The sequence below is a fragment of the Streptomyces cahuitamycinicus genome (assembly GCF_002891435.1).
In the GTDB taxonomy this organism is placed as follows: domain Bacteria; phylum Actinomycetota; class Actinomycetes; order Streptomycetales; family Streptomycetaceae; genus Streptomyces; species Streptomyces cahuitamycinicus.
On the sequence record NZ_POUC01000227.1, the window covers coordinates 1 to 12,690 of the forward strand.

11 protein-coding genes are annotated in these 12,690 nt (G+C 73.3%); 4 read left to right on the forward strand and 7 right to left on the reverse strand.

Annotated features, from left to right (window positions below; all coding sequences use genetic code 11):
• The 6 genes from rfbD to C1J00_RS26345 all read right to left on the reverse strand — a co-directional run.
• On the reverse strand, positions 1 to 746 hold a 746-nt coding region (gene rfbD / locus C1J00_RS26320; protein WP_102911523.1), incomplete at its 3' end, for a dTDP-4-dehydrorhamnose reductase.
• Positions 743 to 1,723 carry a dTDP-glucose 4,6-dehydratase gene (gene rfbB / locus C1J00_RS26325; protein WP_102911524.1) on the reverse strand — a complete coding sequence of 327 codons (981 nt, stop codon included), beginning with the start codon at positions 1,721 to 1,723 and terminating at the stop codon, positions 743 to 745. The genes rfbB and rfbD, both read right to left, overlap by 4 nt.
• Complete coding sequence (locus tag C1J00_RS26330) at positions 1,720 to 2,787, reverse strand: glucose-1-phosphate thymidylyltransferase (RefSeq protein WP_102911525.1); 1,068 nt, start codon at positions 2,785 to 2,787, stop codon at positions 1,720 to 1,722. Before C1J00_RS26330 ends, rfbB begins: the two co-directional genes overlap by 4 nt.
• Before the next feature lie 104 nt (positions 2,788 to 2,891).
• Positions 2,892 to 3,074, reverse strand: coding sequence for a hypothetical protein (locus C1J00_RS45485; protein ID WP_102911526.1), 183 nt, complete (start codon positions 3,072 to 3,074; stop codon positions 2,892 to 2,894).
• Between the two features lie 180 nt (positions 3,075 to 3,254).
• Positions 3,255 to 3,674: a CBS domain-containing protein gene (locus C1J00_RS26340; protein WP_102911527.1), complete on the reverse strand. Its 420-nt coding sequence runs from the start codon at positions 3,672 to 3,674 to the stop codon at positions 3,255 to 3,257.
• Between the two features lie 74 nt (positions 3,675 to 3,748).
• Positions 3,749 to 4,681 carry a LysR family transcriptional regulator gene (locus tag C1J00_RS26345; protein ID WP_180989711.1) on the reverse strand — a complete coding sequence of 311 codons (933 nt, stop codon included), beginning with the start codon at positions 4,679 to 4,681 and terminating at the stop codon, positions 3,749 to 3,751.
• A gap of 156 nt (positions 4,682 to 4,837) precedes the next feature.
• Between C1J00_RS26345 and C1J00_RS26350 the strand changes: the two genes are divergently transcribed.
• Complete coding sequence (locus C1J00_RS26350; RefSeq protein WP_102911528.1) at positions 4,838 to 5,533, forward strand: type 1 glutamine amidotransferase domain-containing protein; 696 nt, start codon at positions 4,838 to 4,840, stop codon at positions 5,531 to 5,533.
• A gap of 20 nt (positions 5,534 to 5,553) precedes the next feature.
• Here C1J00_RS26350 and C1J00_RS26355 read toward each other — a convergent pair whose 3' ends face one another.
• Positions 5,554 to 8,001 carry a SpoIIE family protein phosphatase gene (locus C1J00_RS26355; RefSeq protein WP_102911529.1) on the reverse strand — a complete coding sequence of 816 codons (2,448 nt, stop codon included), beginning with the start codon at positions 7,999 to 8,001 and terminating at the stop codon, positions 5,554 to 5,556.
• Positions 8,002 to 8,187: 186 nt separating this feature from the next.
• Between C1J00_RS26355 and lanKC the strand changes: the two genes are divergently transcribed.
• The 3 genes from lanKC to C1J00_RS26370 all read left to right on the forward strand — a co-directional run.
• Positions 8,188 to 10,782, forward strand: coding sequence for a class III lanthionine synthetase LanKC (lanKC, locus tag C1J00_RS26360; protein WP_102911530.1), 2,595 nt, complete (start codon positions 8,188 to 8,190; stop codon positions 10,780 to 10,782).
• A gap of 84 nt (positions 10,783 to 10,866) precedes the next feature.
• Positions 10,867 to 10,983, forward strand: a complete 117-nt coding sequence (locus tag C1J00_RS26365; RefSeq protein ID WP_031113019.1) for a SapB/AmfS family lanthipeptide — start codon at positions 10,867 to 10,869, stop codon at positions 10,981 to 10,983.
• Positions 10,984 to 11,065: 82 nt separating this feature from the next.
• Positions 11,066 to 12,690, forward strand: a 1,625-nt coding sequence (locus tag C1J00_RS26370) for an ABC transporter ATP-binding protein (protein ID WP_102911531.1), incomplete at its 3' end; no start/stop codon positions are given.

Below are 12,690 nucleotides of genomic sequence, written 5' to 3' on the forward strand. Positions count from 1 at the left end.
GGCCGGGGGAAGGCCGCGCTGCTGGTGGGGCGCACCCGGTCGGGGTCGGCGCCGATGAGGGAGAACACCTCGCGGGCGAGGTCGTACCACGTGGCCTCGCCGGAGTCGGTGGCGTGGAAGACACCGTGCGTGTCGGGGCCGAGCCGGGGGCCGAGGTCGGTGATCCGCTCGGCGACGTCCGCGCTCCAGGTGGGCTGGCCGCGCTGGTCGTCGACGACGTCGAGGGTGTCGCGGCGGGCTTCCAGTCCGATCATGGTCCGGACGAAGTTGGAGCCGTGGACGCCGTAGAGCCATGCCGTGCGCAGCACCGCGCTCGCCCCCGGCAGCTCCTCCAGCACGGCCTGTTCCCCGGCCAGTTTGGTGCGGCCGTAGGCGGTGCGCGGGCCGGTCGGGTGATCCTCCGGGTAGGGGGTGGTGCGGGCCTCGCCGGAGAAGACGTAGTCGGTGGAGACGTGGATCATGCGGGCGCCGTGCACCGCGCACGCCCGGGCCAGCAGGCGTGGGCCGTCGCCGTTGATCTCCAGGGCGCGGGCCTCGTCCGTCTCGGCGTCGTCGACGGCCGTGTAGGCGGCGCAGTTCACGACGATGTCGGGGTGGTGCTCCCGCACGGCGGCGTCGACGGCCTCGGGGCTCGTGATGTCCAGGGCGGCACGGTCGAGGCCCACGACGCTCTCGCCGCGGCCCGTCAGTTCCCCGACGACGTCACGGCCGAGCATGCCGCCCGCGCCGGTGACAAGCCACCTCATGCCCGCTCCTGGGCGACGCGCTGCTTCAGCGGCTCCCACCAGGCCCGGTTGTCGCGGTACCAGGCGACGGTCTCGGCGAGGCCGGTGGTGAAGTCGTGGCGGGGGCGGTAGCCGAGTTCGTCGCGGGCCTTGGAGCAGTCGACGGAGTAGCGCAGGTCGTGGCCCTTGCGGTCCTCGACGTACTCCACCCGGTCCCAGTCCGCCCCGCAGGCGTCCAGGAGCAGGCCGGTGAGCTCCTTGTTGGTGAGCTCGGTGCCGCCGCCGATGTTGTAGACCTCGCCGGGCCGGCCCTGGGTGCGGGCGAGGTCGACGCCCTGGCAGTGGTCGTCGACGTGCAGCCAGTCACGGACGTTGCGGCCCTCGCCGTACAGCGGCACCTTGTGCCCGTCGAGGAGGTTCGTCACGAACAGCGGGACGACCTTCTCGGGGAACTGGTGCGGGCCGTAGTTGTTGGAGCAGCGCGTGACGCGCACGTCCAGGCCGTGGGTGCGGTGGTAGGCCAGGGCGAGCAGGTCGGAGGAGGCCTTGGAGGCGGAGTACGGCGAGTTGGGCTGGAGCGGATGGTCCTCCGGCCAGGAGCCGGACTCGATGGAGCCGTAGACCTCGTCGGTGGAGACGTGCACGAAGGGGCCCACGTCGTGGCGCAGGGCGGCGTCCAGCAGGGTCTGGGTGCCGAGGACGTTGGTGCGGACGAAGTCGGCGGCACCGCTGATCGACCGGTCCACGTGGGACTCGGCGGCGAAGTGCACGACCTGGTCCGCGCCGGCCATCAGCTTGTCGACGAGTTCGGCGTCGCAGATGTCCCCTTGCACGAACTCCAGCCGGGGGTGGGTCAGTTCGAGGTTGTCGAGAGTGCCGGCGTAGGTGAGCTTGTCCAGCACGGTGATGCGTGGCGCGTCGGGCGCGTCCGAGGCGAGGAGTGCGCGGACGTAGCGGGAACCGATGAACCCGGCGGCGCCGGTGACGAGGAGGTTCATGAAGTGATCTGCACCTTGCTGTGATCTCCGAGGACGAATCGGTGGGCGCTGGGGACGCTGGGGGCGGGAGTCACCTCGACGTGCCGGCCGATCAGCGAGGCCTCGATCCGGCCGACGCCCTGGATCGAGGAGTCCCGCAGCACGATGGAGAACTCCAGCTCGCTGTCGGTGATCCGGCAGTTCTCGGCGATGGAGGTGAAGGGACCGACGTAGGAGTTGCTGACGAGGGTGCCCGAGCCGATGACGACGGGCCCGACGACACGGGAGTTGACGATCCGTGCGCCCTCTTCGAGCACCACGCGCCCGATGGTCTCCGACACGTCGTCCACCTCGCCGTCGATGCGGCGCTCCATGGCTTCGAGGACCGTGCGGTTGACCTCCAGCATGTCGCCGACGTTGCCGGTGTCCTTCCAGTAGCCCTTGATGACCGTGGAGCGCACGTCGGCGCGGGTGTCGATCAGGTGCTGGATGGCGTGGGTGATCTCCAGTTCGCCGCGCCAGGACGGTTCGATGGCGCGGACCGCCTCGTGGATCCGGGGCGTGAACATGTAGACGCCGACCAGCGCGAGATCGCTCTTGGGCTGGTCGGGCTTCTCCTCCAGGCCGATCACCCGGCCGGACGGGTCGAGTTCGGCGACGCCGAAGGCGCGAGGGTCGGCCACGCGCGTGAGCAGGATCTGGGCGTCGGGCCGGTGACCGCGGAACTCGTCGACGAGGCCGGTGATGCCGCCGACGATGAAGTTGTCGCCGAGGTACATCACGAAGTCGTCGTCACCGAGGTAGTCCCGGGCGATCAGTACCGCGTGGGCCAGCCCGAGGGGCCGCTCCTGGGGTATGTAGGTGACCTTGAGGCCGAACTTCGACCCGTCCCCCACCGCTTCCTCGATCTCCTCGGCCGTGTCCCCGACGATCATTCCCACGTCGGTGATGCCGGCCTCGGCGATCGACTCCAACCCGTAGAACAGCACGGCCTTGTTGGCCACGGGCACCAATTGCTTGGCCGACGTGTGTGTGATCGGCCTCAGTCTTGTTCCTGCGCCGCCGGACAGCACGAGAGCCTTCATTCGGTTCACCTTAGTCGTGATCCGGCAGCTGTGAACATCACTTCTTTCAGTTGTCGACGGGCGGAGTCACCCGGGTCGTCGCCGCGCGGTCCTGCGGAGGTGCCTCAGTCCTCACCTCGGACGATGTTCCACTCCGCTCCGGAGCGCACCGCTCCAGCGGTGCCCCGGTCCTCGACGGCGGGGAGGCACGTCCGCAGCGCGGCCTTCTCGCGCAGGCGGCGCGCCTTCGACCAGCCGGTTTCGTGCCGGCGGACGACGGGCTTCTCACTGGTGTCCATGGACTCCACGACTCATCATCTTCCTTCTGCTTCCACTGATGTCCGAGTCCCCAGCGACAATCCGAACAAACCCGGACCGGGACGCCTGTGCCGCGCTGCCGAAACCCCCCGCCGCCGCCCGGCGTTCCAAGACGGACGACGGTCCCGCGCACGGCGAGGTGGGCGGGACCGTCCGGGGGTTGCTGCCGTTCAGGCGTTGGGGCGCGCGGCGCTGATGTCGCCGAGCGCCGAGTCCGGATCGCGCTCCATGGCCATGTCGCCCAGGGAGACGATGCCCACGGGGTGCCCGTGGTCGACGACCGGGATGCGGCGTACGGAGTGCTCGCGCATCAGCTCCACCGCCTGGACCAGATCGTCGTCGGGGCTGACGGTGACCAGCTCGTCGCTGCACGCGCCGGCCACGGTGTTCCGCTCCGGGTCGCCGCCCCCGCTGACCGACCGGACCACGATGTCCCGGTCGGTGACCAGGCCTCGCAGATGGTCGCCGTCCGTCACCAGGACGGCTCCGAGGTCCTCGTCGCGCATGATGCGCGCCACCTCGGCGACGGAGGTCTGCGGCTCGACGGTGACCGGGTCGCCGGTCATGATGTCGCGGACATGCTGAGCCATGACGTTCCTCTTCCTTCGGCTCGTGGCGGTTGCTCCGTCCTACGTCGCGCCGGGTACCCGGTCGGCGTGCGGTGTCACCAGGTGCGGCCGGCCTCCAGGAGCCGGTCGCGGACAAGGGTGACGTGCGGGTTGTCGGAGGCGCCCGGCCGCTGGACGAGGAAGCCGGTGTTGATCGGCGCGTCCTCGGGGGCGTCGAGGAGGACCAGGGCGCCGGACGACAGTTCCGCCGCGCACAGGTATCGCGGCAGCACGCTGAACCCGGCCCCGGCCGTGACCAGCGCCAGGACGGCCCTCAGGTCCGGCACCGAAACGGCGGCGCGGCAGTTCAGGCGCCGGCCGAAGACGTGCCGCCAGTAGCGGCGCACGATGGGCAGGTCCTCGGCGTAACTGATGAGCGGGACGTCCTGCAACGCCACAGGTCCGTCGGCGGCGGGGCGCCGCGCGACACGGTCGGCCCAGGCGGGGGCGGCGACCAGGACGAACTCCTCGTCGACCAGCGGCACCGCGGACAGGGTGCGGCCGCGGGGCCGGGTGGTGGCGATCACCAGGTCGTGGCGGCCGGCGCGCAGTTCGTCGAGCAGGGGCTCGGTCAGTCCCGTCGTGACGCGCAGCCGTACGCCTTCGGTGACGAGCGGGGCGAGGGCGGGCAGGGCCCGGGTGGACAGCAGCTCGGCGGGCCCGGCCAGATGGACCGGCTCGGCGCGCGCGCCGCGGGGGCCGTGACCGGTGGCCTCCGCGAGCGCGTCCAGGGGCCCCGCGACACGGGCCGCGAGTTCGTCGGCGACGGCGGTCGGGGCGACGCCGCGCGGCAGCCGCTCGAACAGCTCCCGGCGGGTCTGCCGCTCCAGTGAGCGGATCTGTGTGGTGACGGTCGGCTGGGACAGGCCCAGCAGCTGAGCGGCGGCCGTGAAGGAGCCGGACCGGTGGACGGCCAGGAAGGTACGCAGCAGGTTCAGGTCCGGCTGCGCGGGCGTGCCGATGGCGCCGAGGGGGTCGAGGGGCCTCACACGATCCGACCCTACTGCGCCCCGCCATTGGAATTCCTATGTCCGGCATTGGTGCTGCCATTGGAAAACCGGCGGTCCGGGCACCTACGGTCAGTTCTCGTACCAGTCATCGCCGCGCTGTCCCACCGCGGCCCGTCCCACGGAGATGCACCCACCATGTCGAAGATCCTCTTCGTCGTCACCGGCGCCGACACCTGGACCCTGGCCGACGGCACCGAGCACCCCACCGGCTTCTGGGCCGAGGAGGCCGTCGCCCCGTACGAGGCGTTCCGGGCCGCCGGTCACGACGTCGTCGTGGCCACGCCCGGCGGTGTCGAGCCCACCGTCGACCGGGCCTCCCTGGCCCCCGAGGTGAACGGCGGCCAGGAGAACGCCGACCGGATCGCGAAGGCGCTGGAGTCCTTCGCCGAGCTGCGGCGTCCCGTCCGGCTGGAGGACGTCCGGCTGGACGACTACGCGGCGGTCTTCTACCCCGGCGGCCACGGCCCGATGGAGGACCTCGCCGTGAACGCCGACTCCGGCCGGCTGCTCGCCCGGGCCCTGGAGTCGGGCAGGCCGCTCGGTGTCGTGTGCCACGGGCCGGCCGCGTTGCTGGCCGCTGCGGGGGCCGACGGCGAGAACGTCTTCGCCGGATACGAGGTCGCGGCGTTCACCAACGCCGAGGAGGTCCAGGGCGGTCTCGCCGACCGCGCGAAGTGGCTGCTCCAGGACCGTCTCACGGAGGCCGGGGTGACCGTGCGGGCCGGGGAGCCGTGGGCCCCGCACGTGGTCACCGACCGCAACCTGGTCACGGGCCAGAACCCCGCGTCGTCGGCCCCGCTGGCGGAGGAACTGCTGAAGCGACTGGGCTGAGGAGTCGCGCCCGCAGGGGCTCAGCGGCCCAGCACCAGCTCCGCCCACACCTGCTTGCCGCCGCTGACCGGGAGGGTGCCCCAGGTCGCGGAGACGGCCTCGACCAGGAGGACGCCCCGGCCGCCGGTGGCCTCCCAGCCGATGCTGGACGGTCTGACCGGCGAGCGGGGTGAGGCGTCGGCGATGGCGACGCGCAGCCGGTTGTTCACCAGGGTCAGGTCCATGCGGACCTTGCCGTCGGTGTGGACGAGGGCGTTGGTGACGAGTTCGGAGACGACGAGGAGGACGGCGTCGTACTCGGCAGTGACGCCCCAGGAGCGCAGGGTGCGGCGGGCGAAGCGGCGGGCGTGCCCGACGGCCTGGGGCACCCGCCACACCGTCCAGCTCTCCCGCAGGGGGCGCAGCTCCATGCCGTCGTAGCGCAGGAGGAGCAGGGCGACGTCGTCGCTGCGCGGGGCGTTGCCGAGGAGGGCGTCGGCGACCAGCCCCAGGTCGGTGGGGGCGGCGCCGGCGAGCTGCTCGGCGAGGTGGTCCATGCCGTCGTCGATGTCGGAGCCGGGGGTCTCGACGAGCCCGTCGGTGACGAGGGCGATCACGGTGCCGGGCGGCAGCCGGAGCGGGCTCATGGGGAAGTCGGCCCGGGCGACCACCCCGAGCGGCGGTCCGCCCTCGGCCTCCGCGATCTCGGTCCGGCCGTCCGGATAGCGCAGCACCGGGGGCAGGTGCCCGGCGCGCACGCACCAGGCGGAGCCCTCCTCCAGGTCGACGTCGACGTAGCAGCAGGTCGCGAAGAGGTCGCTCTCCATGTCCACGAGGAGCCGGTTGGAGTGCGCGACCACCACGTCCGGCGGGTGGCCCTCGACGGCGTAGGCACGCAGGGCGGTGCGCATCTGGCCCATGAGGGTGGCGGCGCCGGCGCTGTGGCCCTGGACGTCGCCGATGACCAGGGCGACGTGGTTGTCCGGTAGCGGGATGACGTCGTACCAGTCGCCGCCGAGTTCGAGCCCGGCCGTGCTCGGCAGGTAGCGGGCGACGGCCACCGCGCCCGGCAGCCGGGGCAGGCTGCGGGGCAGCAGCTGGCGCTGGAGCATGCCGACGAGTTCGTGCTCGGCATCGAAGGCCCGGGCCCGTACCAGGGCCTGTCCGGCGAGTCCGGCGCAGGCGGTGAGCAGGGCGCGTTCGTCGGTGCCGAAGTCGTGCGGGGTGTCCCAGCCGATCAGGCAGGCGCCGGCCATGCGGTTGCCCGCGGGCAGCGGCAGGACGGCGAGGCCGCCGGGGCCGACCTCGGCGAGGGCGCGTTCCAGGGGGCTGCCGGCGGGCCAGATGCGGGCCCGGCCCTCGCGCAGAGCGGCGGCGAGGGTGGGCATGGCGCGCACGGGCGCGTCGGGCCACTCGGTGCGCCACTCCGACCGCCACAGCTCGGGCCAGGCCTCGGGCTCGGGCGGGTCGAGGACGGTGACGACGAGCCGCTCGCTCTCCAGCTCGGCGAGTGCGATCCGGTCGGCCCGCAGCGGCCTGCGCAGTGCGGCGACCACGGCCTTGCCGACGTCGCGGACGGTGACGGCGGTGGCCAGCGCGGTGGCCAGGCGCTGGACGCGGACCACGTCGGTGACGCCGGAGCGCAGCGTGGAGGCGTCGACGACCGTGCCCACGAGCCGTGGCGGGCGGCCCTCGCCGCCGGGCAGGAGGCGCCCGCGCAGCCGGAGCCATTTCGGCGGCCCGGTGGGCTGGAGCACCCGGAATTCCAGCTCCCGGTCGCCGATGGACATGTGGTCGGCCTCCACCACGGACATCAGTGACGGCAGATCCTCGGCGACGGTCAGGCTGAGGAGCGTCTCGACCCGGCCGTCGAATTCCACGGGGTCGAGGCCGAAGAGGTCCAGCAGGTCGTCGCCGACCCGGACACGGCCGGTTTCCATGGCGAGGCTGAAGGCGCTCGGCGGCAGGTCGCCGGCCTCGGCGGGCGCCGCCGGAGTGGTGAGGGCGACCGCTTCGGAGACGAGTTCCAGGCACCTGAGGTCGTCGGCGGTGAATCCCCCGGGATGCTCGCTCACGGCCAGCAGACAGCCGCCGTCCCCTTGCACGGGAAGGGCCGTCAGGAAGAAGTCGCCGGAGGGTACGCGCCGCGCCTGGGCGTCCGCGGCCAGTTCCGCCGGGCCCAGCGACACCGGCCGTCCGCCGCGGTGGGCGGCGGCGACCGGGGACCGTCCGGCCCGCGGGTAGCTGTCGCGCAGCCCGTAGAGCGTCCTCGGGACCCCGGCCGACTCCATCAGGTACAGCAGCTCGCCGTCCTGGCCGGGAGCGTAGACGGCGGCGAAGGCCGCACCGGCGAAGACGAGTGCCTGTTCGAGGACGCGGCGCAGCCGTTCGGGTGACTCCTGATCGACCGCGATCGCCTTGAGGGCACCTTCGGCACGCATCGATCGCGTTCCGCGCTCTTGGGCGCCCTGACTGACCACGTTGGCCATTACAGCGCTTATGAGACACCTGCGCAGCCCCTGTGGGCGTTCCGTGGAGGAGCCTCGGCGAGCGCGCTCGAAAGAATCCGAACATGTCTTGACGCGTGAGTTCCGCACGGTGTTCTGGTGACAGGCGTGACTGTGCGTGCCCGGCAGGTGGCTGGAAAGCTCGGTGCTCGTCGCGGAGGGGGACGCATGGACAAGCGGTACGAGGTGTACGCGCTGGCCGACCGGCATTTCTACGAGACGCCGGACCGGCTGGCGCGGAGCGGGCAGGGGAGCGCCGCCCACCTCTACGAGACGGCCCGCCGGCCGCTGCCGGAGGGCTGGGAGTCGGCCCGGATCGGCGACTGGCTGACGATGACGCCGCTCGGCCCGGACGGCGAACCGCTGCAGGGCCCGGCCCAGGGGTGGAAGATCCACGCCTCGGCGACGCGGGCCAACGCGGAGGAGGTCGCGCGGATCGTATGGGACTACTGCGTCGAGTGGCGCGTCCCCTTCAAGTTCGTGCCGGGCCCGCACCTGCTCCACCTGCGCAACACCAAGTACGCGCCGCGCGACGGCAGCGGCAAGTTCGTCACCGTCTACCCGTCCGGCGAGGAGCAGCTGCACCAGGTGCTGCGCGAGCTGGGCGCGCTGCTGGAGGATTTCGAGGGGCCGTACATCCTCACCGACCTGCGCTGGGGCGAGGGCCCGCTGTACGTCCGCTACGGCGCCTTCGCACGGGCGTTCGTCGTGGACGAGCGGGGCTCGCTGGTGCCGGCGGTGCGGGACGGCGAGGGGCGGCTGGTGCCGGACCGGCGGTCGCCGTCCTTCCAGGTGCCCGAGTGGGTGACACTGCCGGCGTTCCTCGAGCCGCACCTCGACGCGCGGAACAACACGACGACCGGCAACCTGCCCTACCGTATCGAGAAGGCGCTGCACTTCTCCAACGGCGGCGGTGTGTACGCGGGCACCGACACCCGGGACGGGAGCAGGATCGTCCTCAAGGAGGGCCGTCCGCACGCGGGTCTCGCCTCGGACGGGGCCGACGCGATCGCCCGGCTGGAGCGGGAGAAGCAGGCCCTGGAGCAGGTCGCGGGCACGGGCGTCGTCCCGGAGGTGCGTGACTGGTTCGAGCTGGGCGGGCACCGCTTCCTGGTGATGGACTTCCTTCCGGGCCGTCCGCTCAACTCCTTCTTCGCCGAGCGGCATCCGCTGCTCACCCAGGACCCCGACCCGGAAGCCGTCACGGCGTACACGGCGTGGGCGCTGCGCATCCACCGCAGGGTGGAGGAGGCCGTGGCGGCGGTGCACGCCCGGGGCATCGTCTTCAACGACCTGCACGTCTTCAACATCATGGTCGCCCCGGACGAGGAGACGGTGTTCCTCCTCGACTTCGAGGCCGCGGCCCCCGCCGAGGAGAACGGCCGCCAGGTCGTCGCCCACCCCGGGTTCTTCGCGCCGCCGGACCGCCGGGGCGCCGACGTCGACCGGTATGCGCTGGCCTGTCTGCGGCTGGCCCTGTTCCTGCCCGTGACCACGCTGTTCGTGGTCGACCGGGGCAAGGCGGCACACCTTGCCCAGGTGATCGCGGAGCAGTTCCCGGACGTGCCGCGGGAGTTCCTGGACGAGGCGGTCACGGAGATCACCCGGGAGGTGTCCGGCCGTACGGTGGCCGCTCCGTCCTCGCCGGTGGACCCGGGCGACTGGCCGTACAGCCGCGACTCGATGGTCAAGGCCATCCTCGCCTCGGCCACCCCGGAGCGTGACGACCGGCTCTTCCCCGGTGACGTCGCCCAGTTCTCGGACGGCGGCGGGCTCGGGCTCGCCCACGGCGCCGCGGGGGTGCTGTTCGCACTGGACGCGGCCGGCGCCGAGCGGTACGACGAGGGCGAGCGCTGGCTGCTGGACCGGACGGCACCGGCCCCGGTCGGCACCCCGCTCGGCCTGTACGACGGGCTCGCGGGCGTCGCCCTGGTCCTCGACCGGCTCGGGTACCGGCAGCGGGCCCTCGACCTGGTCGAGGGCATTCTCGCCGAGCGGTGGCAGAAGCTCTCCTCCGACCTGCACGGCGGACTGGCCGGCCTGGGTCTCGTCCTCGGGCACCTGGCCCGTACGACCGGCGAGGCGGAGCTGGGCGAGCGGGCCCACGACGCCGCGCGGATCCTCGTCCAGCGGCTCACCGAGCCGGTCCCGGCCTCGTCCCGGCCGCGCGCCGGACTGCTGCGCGGCGCGAGCGGCCCCGCCCTGCTCATGCTGCGGCAGTACGAGTGGACCGGCGAGGAGGCCTGGCTGGAGGCGGCGGCCGTTGCCCTGCGCCGGGATCTGGCGTCCTGCGTGACCCGGGAGAACGGGTCGCTTGAGGTCGACGAGGGCTGGCGGACCCTGCCCTACCTCGGTGACGGCAGCGCGGGCCTCGGCATGGTCCTCGACGATCTGGTCGCCCACTCCCCCGGTCTCGCCGGGGAGTTCGGTCCGGCCCGCTCCGGTGTGCTCACCGCGGCCACCTCACGCTTCTACGCGCAGCCCGGGCTCTTCCAGGGCCGCGCCGGAATGATCCTGCACCTCAGCCGCACGACCACGCCGGGCGCGACCGAGGACCGCCTGGCCGGTCAGATCGCCGGGCTCGGCTGGTTCGCGATGGCGTACCAGGGCCAACTGGCCTTTCCCGGGCACCAGATGATGCGGCTCTCCATGGACCTCGCCACCGGAACGGCAGGGTGCCTGCTGGCGCTCGGCGCGGCCCTCGGCCCGGCGACCGACGCCCACCTGCCGTTCCTCCCGCCGCCCGGAAGGCGGCCCCACTGACGCGGCTGCGCGATCCCGCGGAGTCGTGACACCACCCCGTCCCCACGGATGACCACGGACGGACACCCAACGGAAGGACACACCATGGCACTTCTCGACCTGCAGACCATCGAGACCGAAGAGCGCACGGACGGCGGCGGCAACAGCACGGTGAGCCTGCTCTCCTGCATCAGCGCCGCGAGCGTTCTGCTCTGTCTCTGACCGACGGTCTGCTCGCTCCGGGCGGCTCCCTCCCTTCGGGGAGGGGCCGCCCGGGGTCCTTCCCGTCCCAGGAAAGGCCCGTATGACCACGTGCGGCGACGACGACCCGGCGGCCGGACACGCTCGCACGCTGCTGCGCACGGCCACCCGGTACAGCGGGTCCCGCTGTGCGGCGCTGTGCCTGGTGAGCATCGCCGCGACGGGTGCCGGACTGCTGCTCCCGGCCGTTCTGGGCCGGGCCCTCGATCTTCTGCTGGCACACGCTCCGGCGACCCGCTGGGTGCTCTGCTGCGCCGGCCTCGTGCTGCTGCTCGGTCTGCTCGACGCGCTCCAGACCGTCCTCACCGGCACCGTCGACGCCCGCACCACCGCGTGGCTGCGCCGCAGGCTGACCGGGCACGTGCTCGGCGTCGGCCCGCGCGCCGCGGACCGCTTCGGCTCCGGTGACCTCGTCGCACGGCTGGTCGGCAACGCCGCCGAGGCGGGGACCACTCCGGCGGCCCGTGCGGCGCTGGTCGCCGCGCTCGCCGGTCCCGTCGGCGGGGTGGTCGCGCTGGGGCTGATCGACTGGTGGCTGGCGGCCGTGTTCCTCGCCGGAGCCCCTGTGCTCGCCCTTCTCCTGCGCGCCGTCTCCCGGGACACCTCCGAGAGCGCGGCGCGCTACCAGCGGGCCCAGGGCCGGATCGCGGCCGCGCTGGCGGAGGCCGTCGAGGGGGTCCGCACCGTCCGCGCGGCCGGCACGGAGGGCCGGGAGACGGCCCGGGTACTGCGGCCACTGCCCGATCTGTCGCGGGCCGGGCACCGCATGTGGCGGGTGCAGGGGCGGGCCGCGGCCCGGGCGGTCGCCGTGGCGCCGTTGCTGCAACTCGCGGTCGTCGCCGTGGCAGGTGTGCTGCTCACCCGGGGCAGGCTCTCGGTGGGCGAGGTGCTCGCGGCCTCCCGGTACGCGGTGCTGGCCACGGGCGTCGGTGTACTGGTCGGCCGGCTCGCGGGCCTGGCCCGGGCCCGGGCCGCGGCCCGGCGCCTCGGCGAGGTCGAGGCCGAGCCCGCCACCCCCTTCGGCGCCCGCCGGCTGCCCGACGGCCCCGGGCGGCTGGAGCTGCGCGGGGTGACGGCCCGGCGCGGCGGACGCGACGTGCTCGACGAGGTGGACCTCGACGTGCCGGGCGGCACGACGCTGGCCGTGGTCGGCCGGTCCGGGGCGGGCAAGTCGCTGCTGGCCGCGCTGGCCGGACGGCTGGCCGATCCGGACGCGGGCGAGGTGCTCCTCGACGGCGTCCCACTGCGCGAGCTGACGCACGACGACCTGCGCGGCGCCGTCGGATACGCCTTCGCCCGGCCCGCCCTCCTCGGCGGCACGGTCGAGGAGGCGATCGGCCTCGGCCTGCCGTCCCCCTCCCCCGGCCGGATCCGGGAAGCGGCCCGCACAGCCCTCGCGGACGACTTCGTCCGCCGCCTCCCCAAGAGGTACGACACGGCCGTCGCCGACGCCCCGCGCTCCGGCGGCGAGTCCCAACGGCTGGGTCTGGCCCGGGCGTTCGCGCACGGTGGCCGCCTGCTGATCCTCGACGACGCGCTCTCCAGCCTCGACACGGTGACCGAACGGCACATCACCGACGCCCTGTTCGGTGTCGGCCCGGGCACCACCCGGCTGCTGGTCGCCCACCGCGGCGCGACGGCCGCGTGCGCCGATGCCGTGGCGTGGCT

Coding starts and splice junctions, on each gene's coding strand:
- C1J00_RS26355 (WP_102911529.1), bottom strand. CDS start 8,001: ATGGCCAACGTGGTCAGTCAGGGCGCCCAAGAGCGCGGAACGCGATCG.
- C1J00_RS26365 (WP_031113019.1), top strand. CDS start 10,867: ATGGCACTTCTCGACCTGCAGACCATCGAGACCGAAGAGCGCACGGAC.
- rfbB (WP_102911524.1), bottom strand. CDS start 1,723: ATGAACCTCCTCGTCACCGGCGCCGCCGGGTTCATCGGTTCCCGCTAC.
- C1J00_RS26350 (WP_102911528.1), top strand. CDS start 4,838: ATGTCGAAGATCCTCTTCGTCGTCACCGGCGCCGACACCTGGACCCTG.
- lanKC (WP_102911530.1), top strand. CDS start 8,188: ATGGACAAGCGGTACGAGGTGTACGCGCTGGCCGACCGGCATTTCTAC.
- C1J00_RS26330 (WP_102911525.1), bottom strand. CDS start 2,787: ATGAAGGCTCTCGTGCTGTCCGGCGGCGCAGGAACAAGACTGAGGCCG.
- C1J00_RS26340 (WP_102911527.1), bottom strand. CDS start 3,674: ATGGCTCAGCATGTCCGCGACATCATGACCGGCGACCCGGTCACCGTC.